Annotated in this window: 23 protein-coding genes and 1 other annotated feature; of the genes, 19 read left to right on the plus strand and 4 right to left on the minus strand. The window is 45.9% G+C overall.

What is annotated here, in order from left to right:
- Positions 1-2 precede the first annotated feature (2 nt).
- Positions 3-1,169, plus strand: a complete 1,167-nt coding sequence (locus tag BGM23_RS04610; protein ID WP_053581877.1) for a DegT/DnrJ/EryC1/StrS family aminotransferase — start codon at positions 3-5, stop codon at positions 1,167-1,169.
- A complete protein-coding gene (locus BGM23_RS04615; RefSeq protein ID WP_015714742.1) occupies positions 1,148-2,116 on the plus strand; it encodes a polysaccharide pyruvyl transferase family protein in 969 nt (322 codons plus the stop codon). Before BGM23_RS04610 ends, BGM23_RS04615 begins: the two co-directional genes overlap by 22 nt.
- Before the next feature lie 9 nt (positions 2,117-2,125).
- On the opposite strand, the gene yvfG is transcribed toward BGM23_RS04615, so the two are convergent.
- Positions 2,126-2,344, minus strand: a complete 219-nt coding sequence (gene yvfG / locus BGM23_RS04620) for a protein YvfG (protein WP_003219905.1) — start codon at positions 2,342-2,344, stop codon at positions 2,126-2,128.
- 78 nt (positions 2,345-2,422) lie between these two features.
- Between yvfG and rpoN the strand changes: the two genes are divergently transcribed.
- Complete coding sequence (rpoN, locus tag BGM23_RS04625; protein ID WP_029725951.1) at positions 2,423-3,733, plus strand: RNA polymerase factor sigma-54; 1,311 nt, start codon at positions 2,423-2,425, stop codon at positions 3,731-3,733.
- A 26-nt stretch (positions 3,734-3,759) separates the two neighbouring features.
- Here the strand turns inward: rpoN and lutP are convergent, their stop codons facing one another.
- Entirely contained in the window at positions 3,760-5,451 is a 1,692-nt protein-coding gene (lutP, locus tag BGM23_RS04630; RefSeq protein WP_015714740.1) for an L-lactate permease LutP, read from the minus strand.
- A gap of 227 nt (positions 5,452-5,678) precedes the next feature.
- Here lutP and lutR point away from each other — a divergent pair, with 227 nt between their 5' ends.
- From lutR to ganB, 7 genes are all read left to right on the plus strand, one after another.
- Complete coding sequence (gene lutR / locus BGM23_RS04635) at positions 5,679-6,401, plus strand: L-lactate utilization/bacilysin biosynthesis transcriptional regulator LutR (protein ID WP_015714739.1); 723 nt, start codon at positions 5,679-5,681, stop codon at positions 6,399-6,401.
- 181 nt (positions 6,402-6,582) lie between these two features.
- Positions 6,583-7,575 carry a galactan degradation operon transcriptional regulator GanR gene (gene ganR, locus BGM23_RS04640; protein WP_003244199.1) on the plus strand — a complete coding sequence of 331 codons (993 nt, stop codon included), beginning with the start codon at positions 6,583-6,585 and terminating at the stop codon, positions 7,573-7,575.
- A 140-nt stretch (positions 7,576-7,715) separates the two neighbouring features.
- The gene (ganS, locus tag BGM23_RS04645; protein ID WP_003228280.1) at positions 7,716-8,981 is read left to right on the plus strand and encodes an arabinogalactan oligomer ABC transporter substrate-binding protein GanS; all 1,266 of its coding nucleotides are present in this window, start codon (positions 7,716-7,718) and stop codon (positions 8,979-8,981) included.
- Positions 8,982-9,020: 39 nt separating this feature from the next.
- Positions 9,021-10,277 (plus strand): galactooligosaccharide ABC transporter permease GanP, encoded by a 1,257-nt coding sequence (ganP, locus tag BGM23_RS04650; RefSeq protein WP_003243623.1) that lies wholly within the window; start codon positions 9,021-9,023, stop codon positions 10,275-10,277.
- 3 nt (positions 10,278-10,280) lie between these two features.
- Positions 10,281-11,132, plus strand: coding sequence for a galactooligosaccharide ABC transporter permease GanQ (gene ganQ / locus BGM23_RS04655; RefSeq protein ID WP_003228283.1), 852 nt, complete (start codon positions 10,281-10,283; stop codon positions 11,130-11,132).
- Between the two features lie 18 nt (positions 11,133-11,150).
- A complete protein-coding gene (gene ganA / locus BGM23_RS04660; RefSeq protein WP_010886616.1) occupies positions 11,151-13,214 on the plus strand; it encodes a beta-galactosidase GanA in 2,064 nt (687 codons plus the stop codon).
- A 79-nt stretch (positions 13,215-13,293) separates the two neighbouring features.
- Positions 13,294-14,583: an arabinogalactan endo-beta-1,4-galactanase gene (gene ganB, locus BGM23_RS04665; RefSeq protein WP_003243128.1), complete on the plus strand. Its 1,290-nt coding sequence runs from the start codon at positions 13,294-13,296 to the stop codon at positions 14,581-14,583.
- Between the two features lie 53 nt (positions 14,584-14,636).
- Here ganB and rsbP read toward each other — a convergent pair whose 3' ends face one another.
- Both rsbP and rsbQ read right to left on the minus strand, forming a co-directional pair.
- On the minus strand, positions 14,637-15,848 hold the full coding sequence (gene rsbP / locus BGM23_RS04670; protein WP_029725950.1) for a phosphoserine phosphatase RsbP: 1,212 nt from the start codon (positions 15,846-15,848) through the stop codon (positions 14,637-14,639).
- Between the two features lie 35 nt (positions 15,849-15,883).
- Positions 15,884-16,693 carry a sigma factor SigB/phosphatase RsbP regulator RsbQ gene (rsbQ, locus tag BGM23_RS04675; protein ID WP_003228292.1) on the minus strand — a complete coding sequence of 270 codons (810 nt, stop codon included), beginning with the start codon at positions 16,691-16,693 and terminating at the stop codon, positions 15,884-15,886.
- A gap of 283 nt (positions 16,694-16,976) precedes the next feature.
- On the opposite strand from rsbQ, the gene BGM23_RS04680 reads away from it, so the two are divergent.
- The 9 genes from BGM23_RS04680 (at position 16,977) to BGM23_RS04720 (ending at position 26,324) form a co-directional block, all read left to right on the plus strand.
- On the plus strand, positions 16,977-17,882 hold the full coding sequence (locus BGM23_RS04680; protein WP_072692770.1) for an ABC transporter ATP-binding protein: 906 nt from the start codon (positions 16,977-16,979) through the stop codon (positions 17,880-17,882).
- Entirely contained in the window at positions 17,883-18,620 is a 738-nt protein-coding gene (locus tag BGM23_RS04685) for an ABC transporter permease (RefSeq protein ID WP_015714732.1), read from the plus strand.
- A gap of 3 nt (positions 18,621-18,623) precedes the next feature.
- A complete protein-coding gene (gene yvfT, locus BGM23_RS04690) occupies positions 18,624-19,739 on the plus strand; it encodes a two-component system sensor histidine kinase YvfT (RefSeq protein ID WP_003228300.1) in 1,116 nt (371 codons plus the stop codon).
- A gap of 16 nt (positions 19,740-19,755) precedes the next feature.
- Complete coding sequence (gene yvfU, locus BGM23_RS04695) at positions 19,756-20,358, plus strand: two-component system response regulator YvfU (RefSeq protein WP_015251201.1); 603 nt, start codon at positions 19,756-19,758, stop codon at positions 20,356-20,358.
- Positions 20,359-20,532: 174 nt separating this feature from the next.
- On the plus strand, positions 20,533-21,249 hold the full coding sequence (gene lutA, locus BGM23_RS04700) for a lactate utilization iron-sulfur protein LutA (protein ID WP_024573483.1): 717 nt from the start codon (positions 20,533-20,535) through the stop codon (positions 21,247-21,249).
- A gap of 26 nt (positions 21,250-21,275) precedes the next feature.
- Positions 21,276-22,715 carry a lactate utilization iron-sulfur protein LutB gene (lutB, locus tag BGM23_RS04705; RefSeq protein ID WP_046663971.1) on the plus strand — a complete coding sequence of 480 codons (1,440 nt, stop codon included), beginning with the start codon at positions 21,276-21,278 and terminating at the stop codon, positions 22,713-22,715.
- Positions 22,715-23,437: a lactate utilization protein LutC gene (gene lutC / locus BGM23_RS04710; protein WP_046663970.1), complete on the plus strand. Its 723-nt coding sequence runs from the start codon at positions 22,715-22,717 to the stop codon at positions 23,435-23,437. Before lutB ends, lutC begins: the two co-directional genes overlap by 1 nt.
- A gap of 107 nt (positions 23,438-23,544) precedes the next feature.
- On the plus strand, positions 23,545-24,579 hold the full coding sequence (locus BGM23_RS04715) for a glycosyl hydrolase family 18 protein (protein ID WP_029318387.1): 1,035 nt from the start codon (positions 23,545-23,547) through the stop codon (positions 24,577-24,579).
- A gap of 97 nt (positions 24,580-24,676) precedes the next feature.
- Positions 24,677-24,912: a binding site (T-box leader), on the plus strand.
- Positions 24,913-24,980: 68 nt separating this feature from the next.
- Complete coding sequence (locus BGM23_RS04720) at positions 24,981-26,324, plus strand: amino acid permease (RefSeq protein WP_003228313.1); 1,344 nt, start codon at positions 24,981-24,983, stop codon at positions 26,322-26,324.
- Positions 26,325-26,356 lie beyond the last annotated feature (32 nt).

Below are 26,356 nucleotides of genomic sequence, written 5' to 3' on the forward strand. Positions count from 1 at the left end.
CTATGCATAAAAAAATCTACTTATCTCCCCCTCATATGAGCGGCAGGGAGCAGCACTATATTTCAGAAGCCTTTCGCTCAAACTGGATCGCGCCGCTTGGGCCGCTCGTGAATTCATTTGAAGAACAGCTGGCAGAACGAGTCGGTGTAAAAGCAGCAGCTGCGGTCGGCTCAGGAACGGCGGCGATTCATCTCGCCCTGCGTTTGCTTGAGGTAAAAGAAGGTGACAGCGTGTTTTGCCAGTCCTTCACATTTGTAGCAACCGCCAATCCGATTTTATATGAAAAAGCGGTGCCCGTTTTTATTGATTCTGAGCCTGATACGTGGAATATGTCGCCGACAGCCCTTGAAAGAGCATTGGAGGAAGCGAAAAGAAATGGAACACTGCCAAAAGCGGTTATTGCCGTCAATCTATATGGGCAGAGCGCGAAAATGGATGAAATCGTAAGCCTGTGCGATGCATACGGAGTTCCTGTCATTGAGGACGCAGCCGAATCTCTCGGAACAGTCTATAAAGGGAAGCAAAGCGGAACATTCGGGCGCTTCGGCATTTTTTCATTTAACGGGAACAAAATCATTACCACATCAGGGGGAGGGATGCTCGTTTCAAATGATGAAGCCGCAATTGAAAAAGCAAGATTTCTCGCTTCGCAGGCACGAGAGCCGGCTGTTCATTATCAGCACAGTCAAATTGGACATAATTACAGGCTGAGCAATATCTTAGCCGGCGTCGGCATTGCCCAGCTTGAGGTGCTGGATGAGCGAGTGGAGAAAAGAAGGACCATTTTCACGAGATACAAAAATGCGCTCGGTCACTTAGACGGCGTCCGCTTTATGCCGGAGTACGCAGCAGGCGTATCCAATCGCTGGCTCACCACGCTCACACTTGATAACGGGCTCAGCCCATATGACGTAGTTCAACGTCTTGCTGAAGAAAACATTGAAGCCCGTCCGCTGTGGAAGCCGCTCCATACCCAGCCGCTGTTCGATCCGGCTTTATTTTATTCTCATGAAGATACAGGAAGCGTATGCGAAGATTTGTTCAAGCGAGGAATCTGTCTCCCATCGGGGTCCAATATGACAGAAGATGAGCAAGACCGGGTCATTGAAGTGCTACTGCACTTATTCCAAACTGCCGAGGTGAAGAAATGGACAGCAAGCATTCGATGATCAGCCTGAAACAGAAACTGTCCGGGCTGCTCGACGTCATTCCGAAACAATCAGAGATTATATATGCTGACTATCCTCTATATGGGAATGTAGGGGATTTATTTATTATGAAAGGAACAGAAGCCTTCTTTAAAGAACACGGGATTCGGGTCAGAAAACGCTGGAATCCTGACAATTTTCCAGTCGGGCGAAAGCTGGATCCTAATCTCATCATCGTCTGCCAGGGAGGCGGAAACTTCGGGGATCTGTATCCGTATTATCAAGGCTTTAGAGAGAAAATCGTCCAAACCTATCCGAACCACAAAATTGTGATCCTGCCGCAATCGATTTATTTTCAAAACAAAGACAACCTCAAACGGACGGCAGAGATATTTTCTAAGCATGCGAACCTTCACATTATGACAAGGGAAAAAGCCTCCTATGCTACGGCACAGGCTTATTTTACAAGAAATCACATTCAGCTTCTGCCTGATATGGCTCATCAGCTGTTTCCCGTCATTCCCACGCAGCAGCCGTCCAATCAAAAGCTGAGATTTATCCGAACAGATCATGAAGCAAACCAGGCGCTTCAGGAACACGCAGAAGCGGAAAGCTACGACTGGCGCACGGTGCTGTCAGCTTCAGACCGCCGGACGATTGCTTTTCTGCAAACGCTGAACGTCCTGAATAAAAAAGCAGGCAACCCTTTGCCCATTGCGTATATATGGGAAAAATACTCGGATTATATCGTCCAAAAAGCGATTCGGTTTTTCAGCCGTTACGAATCGGTGGAAACATCAAGGCTGCACGGCCACATTCTGTCTTCTCTTCTTCAAAAAGAAAACACGGTCATTGATAATTCCTACGGGAAAAACGCCAATTACTTTCATACCTGGATGGAAGGCGTGCCAAGCACCCGTCTCATCCAGCACGCCTCAAAGAAGGAAAACCTTCCTGCTCACATGTGAGCGGAAGGTTTATTTTGATTCTCCACGTTTGACTTTGTTGTATGCTTCATCTAAATGCTGAATCCGTTTCAGGACAACTGCGTTTTTCGTCAGCTGGTCCTGCACTAGTGTTGAAACAACGGAACGGTAGTAGCTGTTCATCGCGTGGATTTTATCCTCAGACTGATTCATTTCAATATGCTGTTTTAAATTCTCAATAAAATAAGGGACGGAAAAAAGTTCAGACATTTCTTTGGCAGCTCCTTTTTCATAAATGTATACGGTGTGATCTCAATCATGTACAATGAAGAAAGGGGAGTGAGCATGATGGATATGAAACTTCAGCAAGTACAAGTATTAAAGCCTCAACTGACACAGGAGCTCAGGCAGGCCATCACGCTGCTTGGCTATCATTCGGCAGAACTCGCCGAGTACATTGATGAGCTCTCACTGGAAAACCCTCTTATTGAACGAAAGGAAACAGACACACCGCCACTATCTTACCATAAAACAAACAAAAACAGGATGAATGCACAGGAAGCGGGCCTTCAATTAAGTGATCCGCAAAAAACATTGCAGGATGCGTTAAAACAGCAGTCACTCGATATGAATCTGACCAACACTGAAAAAAAGATTTTTAATTATCTGATTCATTCGCTTGATTCAAACGGGTACTTGGAAGAAGATGTGGAGGAGGCAGCACGGCGCCTATCTGTATCGGCTAAGGAAACGGAGGCTGTTTTGGCAAAACTCCAGTCATTAGAACCGGCTGGAATTGGCGCGAGATCTTTGCAGGAATGCATCCTTCTTCAATTACAGCGGCTGCCGAACAGAAATGAACAAGCGGAAATGCTGATTTCAGCTCATTTTGATGCTTTTGCGCAAAAAAAATGGAAAGCGCTTTCAGTAGAGACGGGAATTCCGCTTCATACCATTCAAGATATCTCAGATGATATCGCGGCTCTTCATCCTAGACCTGGCCTTCTGTTTGCCCGGCCAGAGCAAGATGTGTATATTGAGCCTGACATTTTTATCACCGTAAAAAACGGGCACATTGCAGCGGAACTGAATACCCGCTCGTTTCCCGAGATCGATCTGCATCCGCAGTACAGAACGCTTTTATCATCCGGCTCCTGTCAGGATACTGTCTCCTATTTATCTGCGAAATATCAGGAGTGGCGCTGGCTGAGCCGCGCGCTGCGGCAGCGAAAACAGACAATCACGAGAATTATCAATGAACTGATCACACGCCAAAAGGATTTCTTTCTGAAAGGGCGAAGCGCAATGAAGCCGCTGACTCTCAGAGAGGTGGCGGACTGTCTAAGCCTTCATGAATCAACTGTGAGCCGGGCCATTAAAGGGAAAACAATACAAACGCCTTACGGGCTGTTTGAGATGAAACTCTTTTTCTCAGCAAAAGCCGAGGCTTCAGGAGAGGGAGATGCGTCGAATTATGCAGTCAAAATGCATCTTGAAGACCTGATCAATCAAGAGGACAAAACAAAACCGCTTTCAGATCAAAAGCTTGTCGATTTGCTGTATGAACAACACGGCATCCAAATCTCGAGACGCACCGTGGCAAAATATCGCGATCAAATGAATATTCCTTCATCGGCAGCGAGAAAGCGATATAAATAAAATCCTCTCTAGACGGGAGGATTTTTTTAAGGAATCATCCAGCTGAATACGTGATGCTGCAAAAAGGTGATGATACAAACGAGCAGCAGCAAAAACAGACTGTGTTTAATGGTAAAGCGGAAAAGATCTGACTCCTTTCCGGCGAGTCCTACCGCGGCGCACGCCACCGCTATCGACTGCGGCGAAATCATTTTTCCTGTGACACCGCCTGAAGAGTTGGCGGCGACAGACAGAACAGGGTCCATACCGACCGATAACGCGGTGACTTTCTGCAGGTTGCCGAACAGCAGGTTGGCGGAAGTATCCGAGCCGGTAATGAAGACGCCGAGCCAGCCGAGGACGGGCGAAAAGAAGGTAAACATCGAACCTGTCAGCGCGAGTGTCATCCCGAGTGTCGTGCTCATTCCCGAGGAGTTGGTGACATAGGCAAAACCAACGACAGAAGCAATGGTCAAAATCGGAAGCTTCAATTCTTGGACTGTTTCTTTAAAAACGGTTCCCCAGTCTTTCCACGAAATCGCCGTGATGAACTTTGACAGCACTGCGGCAATCAATATCGCGGTGCCGGCTGAACCAAGCACCTCAAGCTTGTAAACCGCCTCAATCGGCGTACCGTCAGCATTGACAATCTGATTGTTCAAAAAAGGCACACCGGGGGCAAAAGTCAGTTTTTCTCCAACTGCATTGAGCCACTTCAAGAACACCGCAGAGCCTTCATAATGCCCGGTCAGTGCAGATTTGACAGATGGAATGCCCCATACGGAAATCATCGCTGTCAGCAGCAGAAATGGCGACCAAGCCTTAAAAATCTGTCCGCCACTGTATGCAGGCGCCGCCGGATTTGTGCGCGCCGTTTCAATTGAGGCGGCCGACTCTTGTTCACCGGCAAACCGGAATGTTGTTTTCGGCTTCCACCATTTCAAAAACACAGCAAGTGCAGCCATTGAAACAAGAGCTGACAAAACATCGGGCAGCTCAGGTCCTAAAAAATTGGAACTGAGATATTGAACAACGGCAAAGGAAACACCGGATACGAGAATCGCCGGCCAGACCTCCAAGGCTTTCCTGAAACCGCTCATGATGATGATTAAATAAAGAGGAATAAATACGGATAAAAACGGCAGCTGCCGCCCGACCATTTGCGAAATCTCCATCGCCGGAATCCCTGTCGGCCCTTCTACGGCTGTAATTGGAATCCCAATCGCCCCAAAGGCAACCGGCGCCGTATTGGCGATCAAACAGATCCCCGCAGCATAAAGAGGATTAAAGCCGAGACCGACCAGCAGCGCGGCAGAAATGGCGACCGGCGCTCCGAAGCCTGCTGCCCCTTCTAAAAAAGCCCCGAATGAAAAAGCGATCAAGAGAGCTTGAAGCCGTCGGTCATCAGTAATCGAGAGAACAGAGCTGCGAATGATATCAAACTGTCCCGTTTTCACAGTGATTTTATACAAAAAAACAGACGTCACAATGATCCAGCCGATCGGCAACAATCCGTATACGGCTCCTTGTGTCGCGGACATCAGCGCTTTTTCCGCCGGCATACGATAAACCAATACAGCAATGATAAGGGCGATCCCCAATGTGGCCAAGCCTGCTGTATACCCCTTCATCCGTTTAATCGCGAGTGCCCAAAAAAAGAAAATAATCGGTACAAGTGCGGCAAGCGCTGATAATAGCAAATTTCCCCCTATAGGCGTATATGCCTGTGTCCATTGCATCCCAAACCCCTCCTTGAAACATAAACTGGCGCTATATGTAAGCGGTTTCTATAGATGATATGATCATCTGATGACTGGGTAATAAGACCAGTTACCTAGCATTATATTTTGAAAAAAATCAAAGTACAAGACTTTTTGACAAAATAGTCAAAATCTTTTGGCGGCCCACAAAACAGAGTATAATAGATCGTAAACAGCCAGACCTACAAGTTACGGGGTGAATTGCATTGAAATATAAACAGATTAAAACAAAAAAAATATATGAAGAAGTAGCGGATGCCCTATTAGATATGATCAAAAACGGCGAATTGAAGCCGGGGGATAAACTGGACTCTGTTCAGGCGCTTGCTGAGAGCTTTCAAGTCAGCCGTTCAGCGGTTCGCGAAGCACTTTCTGCGCTAAAAGCGATGGGGCTTGTCGAAATGAAACAGGGAGAAGGCACGTATCTGAAGGAATTTGAGCTCAATCAAATTTCTCAGCCGCTCTCAGCCGCCCTTCTGATGAAAAAAGAGGACGTCAAGCAGCTGCTCGAGGTCAGAAAACTGCTTGAAATCGGCGTAGCTTCACTAGCGGCTGAAAAAAGGACAGAAGCAGATCTCGAAAGAATTCATGATGCACTAAAGGAAATGGGCAGCATTGAAGCGGACGGGGAGCTGGGAGAGAAAGCAGACTTTGCATTTCATCTTGCGCTTGCGGACGCTTCTCAAAATGAACTTCTTAAACACTTGATGAATCACGTGTCATCATTGCTGCTGGAAACAATGAGGGAAACGAGGAAAATCTGGCTGTTTTCCAAGAAGACCTCCGTTCAGCGGCTGTATGAGGAGCACGAACGGATTTACAATGCTGTGGCTGCCGGGAACGGTGCAGAGGCGGAAGCCGCCATGCTGGCGCATTTGACGAATGTGGAAGATGTGCTTTCGGGATATTTCGAGGAAAATGTGCAATAACCAACTCATTTCCCGGGCAATTCCGCCGGTTCCGAATGATACGAACAACTGAGACTGAGCCGCAAATGGTTCAGTCTTTTTACATGAGGCAGCCAGAGGGCTTTGTGCACTTGACATTTGCGAAAAAGAAAGTAAAATATTTTACTAAAACAATGCGAGCTGAATAATGGAGGCAGATGCAATGGCGACAATTAAAGATATCGCGCAGGAAGCGGGATTTTCAATCTCAACCGTTTCCCGCGTTTTAAATAACGATGAAAGCCTTTCTGTTCCTGATGAAACACGGGAGAAAATCTATGAAGCGGCGGAAAAGCTCAATTACCGCAAAAAAACAGTAAGGCCGCTGGTGAAACATATTGCGTTTTTATATTGGCTGACAGATAAAGAAGAATTAGAAGATGTCTATTTTAAAACGATGAGATTAGAAGTAGAGAAACTGGCGAAAGCATTCAATGTCGATATGACCACTTATAAAATAGCGGATGGAATCGAGAGCATTCCTGAACATACGGAAGGGTTTATTGCCGTCGGCACATTTTCAGATGAAGAGCTGGCTTTCCTCAGAAATCTCACTGAAAACGGCGTGTTCATCGATTCAACTCCTGATCCCGATCATTTTGACTCGGTAAGGCCCGATTTGGCACAAATGACAAGGAAGACGGTAAACATCTTGACTGAGAAGGGGCATAAGAGCATCGGTTTTATCGGCGGCACATACAAAAATCCGAATACCAATCAGGATGAAATGGACATCCGTGAACAAACCTTCAGATCCTATATGAGGGAAAAAGCCATGCTGGACGAGCGCTATATTTTCTGTCATCGCGGATTCTCTGTAGAAAACGGCTACCGCCTGATGTCAGCAGCGATCGACACATTAGGCGATCAGCTTCCGACTGCTTTTATGATTGCAGCGGACCCGATTGCAGTGGGCTGTCTGCAAGCCCTGAACGAAAAAGGAATTGCCATACCAAACAGGGTAAGCATTGTGAGTATCAACAACATCAGCTTCGCGAAGTATGTCTCGCCTCCTCTGACGACGTTTCATATTGATATACATGAATTATGTAAAAATGCTGTTCAATTACTGCTTGAACAAGTGCAGGACAAGAGAAGAACGGTAAAAACATTATATGTGGGCGCAGAATTAATCGTCAGGAAGAGTATGAATTAAGGATGACTTAGGACACTAAGTCATTTTTTATTTAGGTAAAAAAATTTACTCTATGAAGTAAATAGTTTGTTTACACATTTTCTCAGGCATGCTATATTATCTTTAAAGCGCTTTCATTCCTACCGAAAGGGTGACAATCAATGAAAATGGCAAAAAAGTGTTCCGTATTCATGCTCTGCGCAGCTGTCAGTTTATCCTTGGCGGCTTGCGGCCCAAAGGAAAGCAGCAGCGCCAAATCGAGTTCAAAAGGGTCAGAGCTTGTTGTATGGGAGGATAAAGAAAAGAGCAACGGCATTAAAGACGCTGTGGCTGCATTTGAAAAAGAGCATGATGTGAAGGTCAAAGTCGTTGAAAAACCGTATGCCAAGCAGATTGAAGATTTGCGAATGGATGGACCGGCCGGCACAGGCCCTGACGTGTTAACAATGCCAGGGGACCAAATCGGAACCGCTGTCACGGAAGGATTACTCAAGGAATTACATGTCAAAAAAGACGTTCAATCACTTTATACTGACGCTTCCATTCAGTCTCAAATGGTAGATCAAAAGCTTTATGGACTGCCAAAAGCGGTCGAAACGACTGTGCTTTTTTACAACAAAGATCTCATCACAGAAAAGGAATTGCCCAAAACGCTGGAAGAGTGGTACGACTATTCCAAAAAGACTGCTGACGGCAGCAAATTTGGCTTTTTAGCCCTATTCGATCAAATTTATTATGCAGAAAGTGTGATGAGCGGATATGGCGGATACATTTTTGGAAAGGCCAAAGATGGGAGCTATAACCCGTCAGACATTGGAATCAATAATGAAGGAGCTGTCAAAGGTGCGGCGCTGATTCAGAAGTTTTACAAAGATGGCCTGTTCCCGGCTGGCATTATTGGAGAACAAGGGATTAACGTGTTGGAATCGCTGTTCACAGAAGGAAAAGCCGCCGCAATTATTTCTGGTCCATGGAATGTAGAAGCCTTTTCGAATGCAGGAATCAATTATGGCATTACGAAACTGCCGAAGCTGGAAAATGGGAAAAACATGAGCTCCTTTATCGGCGTCAAAAGCTACAACGTCAGTGCATTTTCAAAGAATGAAGAGCTGGCGCAAGAATTAGCCGTTTTCCTGGCAAATGAAAAAAATTCTAAAACACGATATGAAGAAACGAAAGAAGTTCCTGCTGTGAAATCCCTAGCCAATGACCCGGCTATTATGAAAAGCGAGGCGGCACGGGCTGTTACTGAACAATCCCGTTTCTCAGAGCCAACACCAAATATTCCGGAAATGAATGAAATATGGACGCCGGCTGATTCAGCATTACAGACGGTTGCAACAGGGAAGGCAGATCCGAAACAAGCATTGGATCAAGCAGCTGAAACGGCCAAAGGACAAATTAAGGCAAAGCACAGCGGAAAATAAAGAGAAAGCTAGATTTGTATTGTAAGAGAGGTGAAAACGGTGCAGCATCGTCAAGTCGCTTTGTTGCTTTCTATCATTCCGGGACTCGGGCAATTTTATAACAAGCAATGGATAAAAGGTATTGTCTTTCTTTTCTTAGGCGCATCGTTTTTTGCGGTCTTTGGAGATCTGCTCAATATGGGGTTTTGGGGAATCTTTACACTGGGAACAGAAGTGCCGCGGGATAATTCCGTTTTTCTGCTGGCGGAAGGGATTATTGCTGTCATCGTGACCTGCTTTGGCCTTGCGGTGTATTATGTAAATCTTCGCGATGCGTTCCAAAGCGGAAAACAGCGTGATGAAAATAAGCCATTAAGTTCCTTAAAGGAACAATACCAGCATATCATTTCTGAGGGCTATCCTTATGTCGTCAGCGGCCCATCTTTGTTTATTTTAATTTTCGCCGTGATCTTTCCTATCTTATTCAGCTTTGCATTAGCGTTTACAAACTATGATTTGTATCATTCTCCTCCTGCAAAATTAATTGATTGGGTCGGTTTTCAAACGTTCGCAAATATTTTCACAGTTGATATTTGGAGGTCGACTTTTTTTGATGTACTGGCTTGGACGGTGGTTTGGACACTTGCTGCATCCACACTGCAAGTCACCTTGGGGATTTTTCTCGCGATCATTGTTAACCAGAAAGACCTTCGGTTTAAACGTTTTTTTCGGACGATTCTGATTTTGCCATGGGCCGTTCCCGGTTTTGTGACGATTTTAATTTTTGCGGGACTGTTTAATGATAGCTTCGGTGCGATGAATCACGACATCTTGGCTTTCTTCGGGATAGATCCGCTTCCGTGGATGACAGATGCCAATTGGTCGAGGCTTGCATTGATTCTCATGCAGGGCTGGCTCGGATTTCCGTACATCTTTCTCGTCTCAACAGGCGTATTGCAATCCATCCCGGACGATCTGTATGAAGCAGCTACGATTGATGGCGCTTCTGTCTTTTCAAAGCTGAGATACATCACGCTTCCGATGGTGTTCATTGCAATGGCTCCGATTATCATTACTCAGTTTACGTTTAACTTTAATAACTTTAATATTATCTATCTATTCAATGGCGGAGGTCCGGCTGTAACCGGATCAACAGCCGGCGGGACAGATATCCTCGTTTCATGGATTTATAAATTGACAATGCAGTCCAGCCAATATTCACTTGCTGCGGCTTTAACCATTTTATTATCTGTATTTGTTATCTCCATCGCATTGTGGCAGTTCAGACAGACAAAGTCTTTTAAAGAGGAGGCATAAGGTATGCTGGCAGATATGAAAGTCAGAAGATATATCCGTCTCCTTTTCTCTTACTTGTTGCTAGCCTTTATGGCGGTCATCATTGTTTATCCTCTCCTTTGGACGGCAGGCGCAAGCTTTAATCCCGGCAACAGCTTAATCAGTACATCCATCATTCCGAAGCATCCGACATTCGATCATTACAAGGAATTATTTGCGGGCAAGGAAAGCCTTCAATATGTGCAGTGGTATGTCAACTCTATGAAGATCAGCCTGTTTACAATGGCAGGGTCTTTGCTCTGTGTGACGTTTACGGCCTATGCGTTTTCGCGCTTTCGGTTTAAAGGGAGGAAATACGCTTTAACGCTCTTTTTATTGCTGCAGATGATTCCTCAGTTTTCAGCTTTAATTGCCTTGTTTGTGCTGGCGCAAATCTTGGGAATGATCAATAGCCACTGGCTGCTAATCTTGCTTTATATCGGCGGCCTGATCCCGATGAATACGTATTTGATGAAAGGGTACATGGATTCCATTCCGATGGATTTAGACGAAAGCGCCAAGATTGACGGAGCCAGCAGCACCAGAATCTTCTTCCAGATCATTCTGCCATTATCAAAACCGATGGCGGCAGTCGTGGCCATGAACGGCTTTACCGGTCCGCTCGGAGATTTTGTGCTGTCCTCAACCATATTGAGAACGCCTGAATCATATACATTGCCCGTCGGTCTATTCAATTTAGTGAATGATGTCATGGGGGCCAGCTATACGACATTTGCGGCCGGAGCCCTGCTTATCAGCATACCGGTTGCCGTCATCTTTATTATGCTGCAAAAGAATTTTGTGTCCGGATTAACCGCAGGCGGAACGAAGGGCTAAGAGAACAAGGAGGAGAATGTGATGTCAAAGCTTGAAAAAACGCACGTAACAAAAGCAAAATTTATGCTCCATGGGGGAGACTACAACCCCGATCAGTGGCTGGATCGGCCCGATATTTTAGCTGACGATATCAAACTGATGAAGCTTTCTCATACGAATACGTTTTCTGTCGGCATTTTTGCATGGAGCGCACTTGAGCCGGAGGAGGGCGTATATCAATTTGAATGGCTGGATGATATTTTTGAGCGGATTCACAGTATAGGCGGCCGGGTCATATTAGCAACGCCGAGCGGAGCCCGTCCGGCCTGGCTGTCGCAAACCTATCCGGAAGTTTTGCGCGTCAATGCCTCCCGCGTCAAACAGCTGCACGGCGGAAGGCACAACCACTGCCTCACATCTAAAGTCTACCGAGAAAAAACACGGCACATCAACCGCTTATTAGCAGAACGATACGGACATCACCCGGCGCTGTTAATGTGGCACATTTCAAACGAATACGGGGGAGATTGCCACTGTGATTTATGCCAGCATGCTTTCCGGGAGTGGCTGAAATCGAAATATGACAACAGCCTCAAGACATTGAACCATGCGTGGTGGACCCCTTTTTGGAGCCATACGTTCAATGACTGGTCACAAATTGAAAGCCCTTCGCCGATCGGTGAAAATGGCTTGCATGGCCTGAATTTAGATTGGCGCCGGTTCGTCACCGATCAAACGATTTCGTTTTATGAAAATGAAATCATTCCGCTGAAAGAATTGACGCCTGATATCCCTATCACAACGAATTTTATGGCTGACACACCGGATTTGATCCCGTATCAGGGCCTCGACTACAGCAAATTTGCAAAGCATGTCGATGCCATCAGCTGGGACGCTTATCCTGTCTGGCACAATGACTGGGAAAGCACAGCTGATTTGGCGATGAAGGTCGGCTTTATCAATGATCTGTACCGAAGCTTGAAGCAGCAGCCCTTCTTATTAATGGAGTGTACGCCAAGCGCGGTCAATTGGCATAACGTCAACAAGGCAAAGCGCCCGGGCATGAATCTGCTGTCATCCATGCAAATGATTGCCCACGGCTCGGACAGCGTTCTCTATTTCCAATACCGCAAATCACGGGGGTCATCAGAAAAATTACACGGAGCGGTTGTGGATCATGACAATAGCCCGAAGAACCGCGTCTTTCAAGAAGTGGCCAAGGTAGGCGAGACATTGGAACGGCTGTCCGAAGTTGTCGGAACGAAGAGGCCGGCTCAAACCGCGATTTTATATGACTGGGAAAATCATTGGGCGCTCGAGGATGCTCAGGGGTTTGCGAAGGCGACAAAACGTTATCCGCAAACGCTTCAGCAGCATTACCGCACATTCTGGGAACACGATATCCCTGTCGACGTCATCACGAAAGAACAAGACTTTTCACCATATAAACTGCTGATCGTCCCGATGCTGTATTTAATCAGCGAGGACACCGTTTCCCGTTTAAAAGCGTTTACGGCTGACGGCGGCACCTTAGTCATGACGTATATCAGCGGGGTTGTGAATGAGCATGACTTAACATACACAGGCGGATGGCATCCGGATCTTCAAGCTATATTTGGAGTTGAGCCTCTTGAAACGGACACCCTGTATCCGAAGGATCGAAACGCTGTCAGCTACCGCAGCCAAATATATGAAATGAAGGATTATGCAACCGTGATTGATGTAAAGACAGCTTCAGTGGAAGCGGTGTATCAAGAAGATTTTTATGCGCGCACGCCAGCGGTCACAAGCCATGAGTATCAGCAGGGCAAGGCGTATTTTATCGGCGCGCGTTTGGAGGATCAATTTCAGCGTGATTTCTATGAGGGTCTGATCACAGACCTGTCTCTCTCTCCAGTTTTTCCGGTTCGGCACGGAAAAGGCGTCTCCGTACAAGCGAGGCAGGATCAGGACAATGATTATATTTTTGTCATGAATTTCACGGAAGAAAAACAGCTGGTCACGTTTGATCAGAGTGTGAAGGACATAATGACAGGAGACATATTGTCAGGCGACCTGACGATGGAAAAGTATGAAGTGAGAATTGTCGTAAACACACATTAGGCTGATGCTCCGCTCGATATGGGCGGATTCTTTTTTCTATAGAATGAAAACGCTTGCTAAGTCTTGGGGGGATGAAATCATGAAAAGCAAAGTGAAAATGTTCTTTGCGGCTGCCATCGTGTGGAGTGCATGTAGTTCAACAGGATATGCCGCTGCCATTGAGAAGGAGAAGCACGTGTCAGAGCTTCGGGCAGAGGATCTTTTTGTTAAAAAAGTAGAGGGGATGAACAAGGATTTTATCAAAGGGGCAGATGTATCCAGCGTTATTGCTTTGGAAAACAGCGGTGTCACCTTTTACAATACAAACGGAAAACGCCAGGATATCTTTACAACTTTAAAACAGGCTGGGGTCAACTATGTTCGCGTCCGCATCTGGAATCACCCGTATGATTCAAATGGCAACGGGTATGGCGGGGGAAACAATGATGTTCAAAAAGCCATCGAAATCGGAAAAAGAGCGACAGCGAACGGAATGAAGGTGCTGGCCGACTTTCACTACTCTGATTTCTGGGCCGATCCAGCGAAACAAAAGGTGCCCAAAGCCTGGGCGAATCTCAGCTTTGAAGCAAAAAAAGCAAAGCTCTATGAGTATACGAAACAAAGCCTGCAAAAGATGATCAAGGAAGGCGTTGACATCGGCATGGTTCAGGTCGGAAATGAAACAACAGGAGGATTTGCCGGTGAGACTGATTGGACGAAGATGTGCCAATTATTTAATGAAGGAAGCCGAGCGGTCAGGGAGACAAATTCAAATATTTTGGTCGCCCTGCATTTTACCAATCCTGAAACGGCTGGAAGGTATTCATTTATTGCGGAAACACTCAGCAAAAACAAAGTGGATTATGATGTGTTTGCGAGCTCCTATTATCCTTTCTGGCATGGGACATTACAAAATTTGACCTCCGTGCTGAAGGCTGTTGCCAATACGTACGGCAAAAAAGTCATGGTGGCGGAGACATCGTACACCTATACCGCCGAGGATGGCGATGGGCATGGAAATACAGCACCAAAAAGCGGGCAGACGCTGCCATATCCAATTTCTGTTCAAGGCCAGGCAACTGCAGTAAGAGATGTAATGGAGGCAGTGGCGAATACGGGCAAAGCAGGACTTGGTGTTTTCTACTGGGAGCCGGCGTGGATTCCAGTCGGGCCGAAGACACAGATAGAGAAAAACAAAGTGTTATGGGAAACATACGGGTCAGGGTGGGCGTCCAGCTATGCTGCTGAATACGACCCTGAAGACGCCGGGAAGTGGTATGGGGGAAGTGCTGTAGATAATCAAGCTTTATTTGATTTTAATGGACACCCGCTGCCTTCCTTGCAGGTGTTTCAATATGCGGAGTCAGGACATATTCCAAAGAAACGCTGAAACAAAAAAATCCATGAGATGTAACAAATCATTGTTATGTCTCATGGATCATTTTATTTTACATCAACTAATATAAAACATTCGTCATCACTCTTATGATGAGCTTCCTTTTGATGCTGCAGTGATGTAAGGATTTTCTCCTTCAGGTCAGCGATTGGCGAATCAGGATGATCCTTTAGTAAATCAAATAAATAACATGAAGCCGTAGGATCCATCACGCCATCCGTATACAGAAGCAATCTTCCATCCTCCGTGTATGAAAGGCTGCTTGACTGAAACTCTAAGTCTTCAAACATCCCGATCGGAGGCGAGGTCGCGTGAAGCAGATGTTGAGTTCCGCTATCGTCCTGCCAAAGTGCCGGCGGATGCCCTGCGTTGACATAATCAATTCTTTGCCGTGCTATGTCAATCTCGAGATAAATAGCAGTGCAATAATGTCTTGCTTCCTCATCATTTTGAAACAAGCTGTGAAGGTGCCGGTCCAATTCCTTCATAACTTTAACGGGGCTGAGACCTTGCGTGATCTGGCGCTGGAACAAAGGATGAAGAGACATCGTAATCAATGCAGATGAAATTCCGTGCCCCATCACATCAAGGATAATAATGCCGTAACGGTGTTCATCGATTTGATAATATCCGTAAAGATCACCTGACAATTCACTCGATGCGTTGTAATAAGAGTCAATCTGAACCTGATCGTTTACAATCGGTTCAGTCAACGAGTTTTTCTGGATCTTTCTGGCGAGTTCAAGCTCTCTTTTGGTGTTTAATTTAAATTGTTGATTTTGTTTGTTGATCTCAAGAAGTTCTTCTTGCTTTGCTTTCAGCGTTTCCAAGGCAATTTCTAACTCCGCATTGGCTTTCTGTTTGGCAAGCAAAGCTTCCTGAACCTCATTTCTGGCTATCAGCAGCTCATTTTCATATTCATTTCGCTTTCGCATTGGAATAAGAACACAATCAAAGACAGAAGCCCCGCTATCGTGTCTGGCAATAGCATTGATAAGGACGGGAATTTCTTCTCCATCTCTTGCTTTCAAGGAAATGTATATTTCTTCGATGTGATGCTCCAATTTCAAAAGCGGAAAAAAATAAAGCTGGCAGAAAAGCTGTGCGGGAATGGTCAACATCATATTCATGTGCTGGCCGATAACCTGCTCCGGTTCATAATCCAGAATCTTGATAAGGGTGCGGTTGGCAGCTATGATCGACCCCTCTTCTGACAAAGCGAGGAAACCGCATGGTGCATCATTCAATTGTTTGTCCATCTAAGAGGGTCACCTCTATCCCTTTCGTTCCTATATCACACGTGTGCTTTTAAATAATCGCCGATCAGCTGTATCGTCTCATCTGGATGGCTCATATGAGGGCAATGTCCGCGAGCCTCCATTTGTTTCAGACTGCTATAAGGCAGATGCTGATGCATATACTTACCTACTGTTGCAGGTGCGATGATATCATCTGCACATTGGAGAATAAGAGAGGGAACCGTTACCTTCGAAAGATCCTCTCGGTGATCAGAAAAAAACGCCGCTTTCGCGAATTGGCGGGCAATGACAGGATCAGTAGAACAAAAACGGCTTTCAAGCTCTTCCTTAATTTCAGGCCGATCTGGCTGATTCAGAACGGTTGCCGCAAATACAGTCGCCCAGCCGATATAATTTTTCTCCATCATCTCCAGCAAGCCAAGGAGCTGCTCCTCTTCAAATCCTCCGTAATACTCAGGCGGATCATTCAAATAGCAAGGAGAAGGCCCCACCATCACCAGATGGGAAAAAAGCTCCGGGCGGCGGATGGATGCAAGCATCCCAATCAAGGCCCCGACGGAGTGACCCACAAACACGGTTTCCTTCAGATCTAAAGCTTCACAAACATCAAGAACATCCTGGGCATAGCCGTCAAGTGTCTGGTAACGATTCAGGTCATATGCGCGCAAATCTGAATGTCCCGAACCGACGTAATCAAATAAAATCACCCGATGATCTTCTTCAAAGGCAGGTGCCACGGCATTCCACACGCTTTGATCGCATCCAAAACCAGGTGCGAACATGATAGATGCTTTGCCGCTGCCTTTCACCTTCACATGATTTCTAGACAAAATCGCTTCGTTCATGATTGGCTCCTTTCAGCCGGAAAGTAATATAAAGTTCAATATTTCTATCATAACACTCGGATGGTTTGAAGAGTGTATCTTTCTATGAATGTCACAGCAGTTTAAAAGAAAGAGGACATGGGAGATAGAAAAGATGGATGAATTGGAAGATGCAGGAGGAGGATTGCCTAGACACCGGGGTGAGAAAAAAATGACATTTGTCACTCCATCATCATGACACCCCATACTAACATCGTCTTCTCCGTCATTTTACAATCAATGTAAACGATCAGGAGGTGCTCATGTGATGAAAGAAGCAGTAACAGTAAGCAACGTGACAAAACATTTCCAGCGAAAAACCGCTGTAAACCACATCAGCTTCAGTATTGAAAAAGGAGAAATTGCAGCCATTCTCGGGCCAAATGGGGCAGGGAAGACGACCGTCGTCTCGATGATATTAGGATTGCTGAAACCGAGTGAGGGAGAAATCAAACTATTTAACCGGGTTCCCGATGATCAACAGGTTCGTGAAAAAATAGGTGTAATGCTTCAGGAAGTAAGTGTCATGCCGGGCCTTAAGGTGGATGAAATCCTTGAACTCTTCCGGAGCTATTATCCGAATCCGTTGTCCATGAAAGAACTCGTTTCGTTAACAGCACTCACCAAAGAAGATTTGAAAACAAGAGCAGAAAAATTATCCGGCGGACAAAAACGCCGTTTGAGCTTTGCTTTGGCTCTTGCCGGGAACCCGGAGCTGCTTATACTTGATGAACCGACAGTCGGCATGGACACTTCATCAAGACACCGATTCTGGCAGACCATTCACGGACTGTCGGACCAAGGAAAAACGATTATTTTTTCAACTCATTATTTACAGGAAGCAGATGATGCCGCACAGCGAATCCTATTTTTTACTGAAGGACAGCTTGTTGCAGACGGCTCACCAATGCAAATCCGCTCAAGAATTCAAAAACAGTCTGTTTCCTTTACGCTTCATTCAAGTGAATCATTGGAAAGGCTGTCTTGTCACCCGGAAGTCGAGAGAGTGATCCACGAGCATGAGAGAACCATCATCCAGACATCAAATACAGACAAAGTGTTGGCGCTGATCTTTCAAGAAAACATACATGCACGGGATATTCGAATTGAGCAAGCAACGCTCGATGAGGCATTTCGCCAGCTGGCTGACGGCAACAGGGAGGCGATGTGAGTGAACATGCTGCAAAAGCAAAGCATCGCTGAAATGAAAAGGGTGCTTAGGAACAAGTACTTTGTGCTTTGGTCTCTGATCATGCCGATTGCCTTTTATTATTTCTTTACAAATGTAGTGAATACCAACGTCCCTGATCAACGTGCATGGGAAGTCCATTACCTGATGTCGATGACAGTCTTCAGCGTGATGGGTTCCTCTATCATGACGCTTGGCATCCGAATGGTACAAGAACGGTCACAAGGCTGGGCCGCCTTTATCCGCCTAACGCCTCTTCAGGATCATATCTATTTATCAGCTCAGATGATCGGCCAGAGTGTCATTCACGTTTTATCGATTACCGTCATATTTCTGTTCGGCGCAATCATCAATGATATTGCCTTGTCACCGTTTGAATGGATGATGAGCGGACTGTGGATTTTGTTTGGCGCATTGCCTTTTTTAGCATTAGGCACACTAATCGGCCTCATGAGAAAAGTAGAAACAGCGGCCGGAATCAGTAATGTGCTTTATATGCTGCTGGCTTTAGGCGGAGGGATGTGGATGCCGTTTGAGGTCATGCCTGACATGATGCAGAGCATTGGCCAGTGGCTTCCGTCTTATCATTTCGGGAGCGGAGCGTGGGAACTTGTCCGAGGGGGGAGTCCGACTTGGAAAAATATTCTGATATTAATCGCTTATATGATGCTCTTCATGCTACTATCTAAATATATAAGAAGAAAACAAGAAGCGGTGTAATACATGAAAAAGGCAATATCTATTTTCCCGAAGGAATTCGGGTTTTTCCCTTATATCTTTCTGGTGTATACGATTATGCCGTTCCTCTCTTTATTAAAAGAATCAGGGGTCAAACAGGGGATCGGATATGGTATGCTGCTCCTTTTTGTAGCGGCATATCGCCAGTTATTCTGCAGCGTGGGCAAAGCTTCGTTTACATATTGGCTTATCGTGCAAATGGCGGTTATTTTGATGTATAGTGTGTTTTACAATATCACCTATATATACTTAGGTTTTTTTCCGGCAAACTTTGTTGGTTATTACAAAGAGAAAACGAATTTTAACCGTGCGTTCTGCGCTTTAATCTTTATACTGCTTTTTCCATGCCTATACCAATTTATCGCGAATTCGGTCTCGCTTCGGGAGCTTTTTTCTGTTCTCCCGTTTCTCGTCATTATGCTCATTTCTCCATTCGGAATTCGTTCTATGTTTCGGAGGATTGAGCTTGAAGCTAAGCTTGCACAAGCCAACGAACAGATAAAAGAACTCTCTAAAAGGGAGGAACGTGTTCGAATCGCCCGTGATCTTCACGATACTCTTGGCCACACTCTGTCGCTGCTTACATTAAAAAGCCAGCTCATTCAGCGGCTGGCTGCATCTGATCCAGAACGGACCAAGCTTGAGGCAAAAGAAATGGAAACCAGTTCACGCTCCGCACTCAAGCAAGTTCGAGAGCTGGTTTCTGATATGAGAACGGTCACGATAACAGAGGAGCTCGTAAACATTCAGCACATATTAAGAGCGGGGAACATTACCTTTCAATACGAAGGAGCCGACGACTTTTCAGTGATATCTCCCGTCACTCAAAATATTATCAGTATGTGTATGCGGGAAGCCGTGACTAACATTATCAAGCACAGCAAAGCAACCCACTGTGCCATCACCATTTCTCAATTTGCTGACAAAATGAGGATCGTAATACGGGATGACGGAAAGGGAGCGCCGAAGGAGAAAATGTTTGGGAATGGCCTGTGGGGAATGGAAGAACGGCTCATGCTCATTGAAGGGGGATTAACGGTTTCAGATCATAACGGAACGGTTGTGGCACTGACGATTCCGCTTATTAAAAAAGCAGAATGATTGGAGGACGAAAAGAATGATTCGTCTGTTTATTGCTGAGGACCAGCGCATGCTTTTAGGCGCTTTGGGATCCTTGCTTGATTTAGAAGAGGATATGACAGTCATCGGACAAGCATTGAACGGGGAAGAGGCGCTACATGCTATTTTGAAGCTGGAGCCGGATGTATGCATTATGGACATTGAAATGCCGGTTCGAAGCGGGCTGGATGTGGCAGAGGAATTAATGAAAAAAGGCTGCGTCAGCAAGGTCATTATTTTAACCACCTTTGCCCGCCCCGGATATTTTGAACGCGCCGTAAAGGCCGGTGCACATGGCTATCTGCTGAAAGACGGCGAAATTGACGATCTGGCCGATGCCATTCGAAAATGTGTAAAGGGAAAACGTGTCTTCAGCCCCGAGCTGACGTTTAATATGATGCGAGACGAAAATCCGCTAACCGTTAGAGAACAAGAAATTCTGAGGCTTGCGGCTTTAGGCAAGACAACTAAAGACATTACGCTGGAGCTCTATTTATCTCAAGGCACAGTTCGAAACTATATCTCAGAAATCATCCAAAAGCTTAATGCGAAAAATCGGACAGAAGCCGCCAGCATTGCTGAGGAAAAGGGCTGGATCTAACCATATACTGCACTCCTGGGAGATCGGGAGTGTTTTTGATATGCCACAAATGAAAATATCCCTAGAAAACTCTTTCCTTCCATTGTCAGAATAGTGTACGATATTCATATAGTTATTTTAACTCAGGTCATCAGATGACCTGATCATATATTGGGGATGAGAGAGGGGTTCATCATGAAAGTCTCACTTTTTGTCACTTGTCTTGTTGATATGTTTCAAACAAATGTCGGAAAAGCAACGGTTGAGCTGCTGGAGCGGCTTGGGTGCGAGGTTGATTTTCCGGAAGGGCAGATTTGCTGCGGACAGCCGGCTTACAACAGCGGCTATGTAAATGACGCCAAAAAAGCAATGAAACGGATGATCGAAACGTTTCAGGATTCCGAATATGTTGTCAGTCCTTCCGGTTCCTGCACAACGATGTTCCGGGAGTATCCGCACCTGTTTCAGGATGATCCGAAATGGGCCGATAAAGCGCAAAAGCTGGCGGATAAAACGTATGAACTGACAGATTTTATTGTGAACGTCCTTGGGGTAGAGGATGTCGGCGCGACCCTTCATACAAAAGCGACCTTACATACGTCGTGCCATATGACTAGGCTGCTGGGTGTTCGGGAGGAGCCGATGAAGCTGTTGAGCCATGTGAAGGGCCTGCAGTTTACAGAGCTTCCGGGCAAACATAACTGCTGCGGATTCGGAGGAACGTTCTCCGTCAAGATGGCGCAGATTTCTGAGCAGATGGTCGATGAAAAAGTCGAATGTGTGGAGGAAACGGGAGCAGAGGTGCTGATCGGTGCTGACTGCGGCTGTTTGATGAATATCGGGGGACGGCTTGGCCGAAAAGATAAGAATGTCAAAGTGATGCACATCGCCGAAGTGCTCAACAGCAGATAAAACTGGATTCAGAGGGGGAAAGGATCATGGCGATGAAAATTGGTACTGACGCTTTTAAAGAGCGGGTATCACAGGGGATTGATAATGAATTTATGAGAGGCGCTGTTTCAGGTGCACAGGAGCGTCTGCGGACGCGGCGCCTAGAGGCAGCGGAAGAACTGGGAAACTGGGAGGAGTGGCGCTCATTATCAGAGGAAATCAGGCAGCATGTCCTTGAAAACCTTGATTTCTATCTCGGACAGCTTGCCGAAAATGTGGCGAAAAGAGGCGGACATGTCTATTTCGCGGAAACAGCGGAAGAGGCGTCTTCTTATATTCGTGATGTCATTCAAAAGAAGAACGGGAAGAAAATTGTGAAATCTAAATCAATGGTCACAGAGGAAATCAATCTGAATGAGGTGCTGGAGAAGGAAGGCTGTGAAGTCGTAGAAACCGATCTCGGCGAGTATATTTTGCAGATCGATGATCACGATCCGCCGTCACATATCGTAGCGCCCGCCCTTCATAAAAATAAAGAGCAGATACGCGATGTGTTTAAAGAAAGGCTGGACTATCAACATACAGAAAAACCGGAAGAGCTGGTGATGCATGCGCGCGCCATTCTCCGGAAAAAGTTTCTGAAAGCGGATATCGGCATTACCGGCTGTAACTTCGCCATCGCTGACACGGGTTCTGTCAGCCTTGTGACCAATGAAGGAAATGGACGGCTTGTGAGCACCTTGCCGAAAACACAAATTACCGTCATGGGAATGGAGCGGATTGTCCCGTCATTTTCTGAATTTGAAGTGCTTGTCAGCATGCTGACAAGAAGTGCTGTCGGACAGCGGCTGACAAGTTATATTACAGCTTTGACGGGTCCGAAGCTGGAAGGTGAAGTGGACGGTCCGGAAGAATTCCATCTTGTCATCGTTGACAATGGACGATCCAATATCCTTGGAACGGAATTCCAGTCTGTGCTGCAATGTATCCGCTGTGCCGCCTGTATCAATGTCTGTCCTGTGTACCGCCATGTCGGCGGACATTCATACGGCTCAATCTACTCGGGGCCGATCGGAGCTGTTTTATCACCGTTGCTCGGCGGTTATGACGATTATAAGGAGCTGCCGTACGCATCTTCACTGTGCGCTGCTTGTTCAGAAGCCTGCCCGGTCAAAATCCCGCTTCATGAGCTGCTACTCAAGCATCGTCAGAATATCGTCGAAAAAGAAGGCAGGGCGCCGATCAGTGAAAAGCTTGCAATGAAAGCATTCGGACTTGGCGCATCCTCCTTATCGCTTTACAAAATGGGCTCAAAATGGGCGCCGGCCGCCATGACGCCTTTTACAGAGGACGAAAAAATTTCGAAAGGGCCCGGCCCGCTTAAAAATTGGACCCAGATTCGCGACTTCCCGGCACCGCATAAATCGAGATTCAGAGACTGGTTTGCGGACAGAGAAACAAGTGAACGCACGAAGGAGGAGCAGTGATGACGAAGGGAACTATTCAGAATCAAGAGAGCTTTTTAAACCGAATCGCATCCAGCCTGGGCCGTGAACGAAGAACAGGAGGCGTGGCAGTCCCTGAATGGGCGCATCAGCCGCAATATAAAACACTTGAAGGTTATTCAGCGGATGACTTAGTCACAGTGCTCAAAAACCATTGTGTCAAAATCCATACAGAGCTGATTGAAACGGATTCAACCGGCCTTTACGATGCCCTGCGCGAGCAAGTCAGCCGCTTTTCTGGAGGCCCTGTCATCATTCCGAAGGACCCCCGCTTTGAAGAATACGGACTGAAAAGCCTGGTCACCAAGGACTGGCCGAGTGAAGGAACGCCGGTCTGGGAGTGGGATGCTGACAAAGGCGAGGAAAATATTAAAAAAGCGGAGCAAGCCAATGTAGGGATTACATTCAGCGAAATTACATTGGCTGAGTCGGGGACGGTTGTCCTCTTCTCCTCAAAAGACATCGGCCGCTCTGTCAGCCTTTTGCCAACGACTTATATTGCGATCGTGCCGAAATCAAGCATTGTACCGAGAATGACACAAGCCAGTGATATCATCCGCCAAAACATTGCGAACGGTGTCACTGTTCCTTCATGTATCAACTACATTACCGGACCGAGTAACTCAGCCGACATTGAAATGGATTTAGTTGTGGGGGTGCATGGACCAGTCAAGGCAGCATATATTCTCGTCTCTGACCGCTGAACTCAGGAAGCCCGGCAGGCATATGCCGGGCTTTTTGCTTGAAAAAACTTCAACTTCCAATTTTTTGGCCGATGAGAAGAGTATGACTTGAAATAGGAGGAAATGCGATGAAAAAGTGGCTGATCATAGCGGTTTCACTGGCGATTGCGATTGTTCTGTTTATGTATACAAAAACAGAAGCGAAGGCAGCCGGAATGACACTAGGCTACACGACTGGGGATACGGCTTCATACAATTCTCTCACGAAATATCATACATACATGAATGCCATCGCAACCGATACATTTGCGTTTGAAAAAAACGGACATGTGATTGGCGATGCCCCAACTAAGCAGCTGACATATGCGAAAAAGAAAAAAATCAAGACATGGGCTGTCATTTCAAACTATAATGATGCCATTTATGACTTTGACGGAGATTTAGCGAGTCGAGTCATGAGTAATAAAACAGCGAAAAAACGATTCACAGATCAGTTAATTACACTGGCCAAAAAGCACTCATATTACGGAATCAATATCGATTTTGAAGCAGTAAATCCAGAAGACCGCGCTGCATACTCGAACTTCATTCAATATGTCTCACAGGCTTTGAATAAGAAACATATTAAAACAATGGTATCCGTTCCGGCCAAAAGCGCCGATGATAAAAATGATGACTGGAGCTGGCCGTATGATTATGCGAAAATCGGCAAATATGCCGACTTCGTACAAGTCATGACCTACGATGAACACGGCATTTGGGGTGAGCCGGGGTCAGTGGCAAGCACAAACTGGATCAAAAGCTCTCTGCAGTTTTCAGTCAAAAAGATCAAAGCCAATAAAGTCATCATGGGAATCCCTGCGTACGGCTATGACTGGGATGTAAAAGACGGAAGTACCAGCACAATAAGGGAATGGAATGAGCTCAAATCCCTCATCAAAAAACAAAAAGCAAAGCCGGCATTCAACAAAAAATCAGGCTCGATGACGTTTTCTTATGTTGACAAAAAGAAGCATAAACATGTCGTGTGGTATGAAAACGAAAAAACCGTTCAAACGAAAAGCCATCTGGCAAAGCAATATAAAATAGCAGGTGTTTCAGTTTACGCATTAGGAAACGAATCAGAATCCTTTTGGAAAGCCATTCGAAAAGGGACAAAATAACAGTTTCTTTTTTCTCTGAAGTTATTGACAGTTAAAAGAGAAGCACGTATATTATGTTAATATATTCAGATCATAAAATTTGAGTTTTTCAGAAAACTAAAACACATAGATTGGGAGCAGTAAAAGAAAGTGATCAGAACAGAGAGCTGCGGGGTGGTGCGACGCAGCCTGATTCTTCTTTGAACTCGCCCGGGAGTGGTAAGACGGAACGGAATAGATTGAATATTCCCTATGTTTTAACGGCTAACCTTCGTTACAGGTCAAAAGCAGGATTCTTTATGAAGAATCAACAAGAGTGGTACCGCGGTCAGCCGAAGGCTCGTCGTCTCTTTATCTATTAGATTAGGTAGGAGACGGCGGGCTTTTTTGTTTTTGAAAACGAGAAGGAGAGGTAGAAGAGGATGAAAAACGACAATCAAACGTTAAAACGCACGATGACGTCCCGCCATATTATGATGATGGCGCTGGGCGGAGCAATCGGCGCAGGTTTATTTAAGGGGAGCAGCTCAGCGATCGATGTGGCAGGGCCATCTGTCATTATCGCATACCTGCTCGGCGGGATTATTTTGCTGTTTATTATGCAGGGGCTGGCGGAAATGGCTGTTCGAAACCGTAACGCCAGAACCTTCCGTGATCTTGTCCAGCAGGTATTGGGAAATTACGCCGCTTACTTTTTGGACTGGATCTACTGGAAAATGTGGGTGCTTAACATTGCGGCTGAAGCTGTTGTAGCTGCGATTTTCATTCAATATTGGCTGCCGGGCTGCCCGATCTGGGTGTTGGCATTAGGAATTTCTCTTATCGTCACGATTGTAAACTTGCTTTCTGTTAAAATCTTCGCCGAAACTGAATATTGGCTGGCAATGATCAAGATTACCGTTATTATTATCTTTATTATTCTGGGATTGCTGCTCTTATTTGTATCATTCGGTGATCATACAGCATCCGGATTTTCCAACCTGACAGACCACGGCGGATTTTTCCCGCACGGCGGCACAGGGCTGATCACGGCGATGCTTGTCGTCATCTACTCTTACGGCGGTACAGAAATTATCGGTGTAACGCTTGCAGAGACAAAAAATCCGGAAAAGGTTGTCCCGAAAGCTGTCCGCAGCACACTGACACGGATTGTCGCGTTTTACCTGCTGCCGTTTTTCATCATCGTCAGCCTGATTCCATGGAACCAAGTCAATTCCGTTCCGGAAAGTCCTTTCGTGATGGTCTTTAAAATGGTAGGCATTCCGGGCGCGGATCATATCATGAATGCAGTCATCCTGCTGGCGATCATTTCTTCTATGAATTCAGGTTTATACGGATCATCACGCATTTTGTATACACAGGCAAGTGACGGAAGGCTTCCAAAGGTCTTCTCGAAGCTTTCATCGAAAAACGTACCGATGTTTGCGATTCTGATGTGCACTTCTTCTCTCTATATTGGCGTATTGATTTCTCTGTTCGCAGGAAGCCAAACATTTAATTATTTAATGGGATCATTGGGATATACCGTTTTATTCATTTGGCTGATCATCGGATTCGCTCATTTAAAATCGAGAAAACAGCAAACGGAAACACCGGCCTATTATGTAAAATGGTTCCCGTACACGACATGGTTTGCGATTGTGGCATTACTCGCCATTCTAATCGGGGTCATCATGACAACATCAATTGTCATTACCGGCATTACTGCGGCGATCTACCTTTTGATTACAGTTGCATATTTGGTCAAAGGACGCAAGCATCAGTAAATAAGAAACCCTCTTGCCGCATCCGGCAAGAG

It is taken from the genome of Bacillus sp. FJAT-14266, from assembly GCF_001719225.1.
Classification (GTDB): Bacteria; Bacillota; Bacilli; order Bacillales; family Bacillaceae; genus Bacillus; species Bacillus subtilis.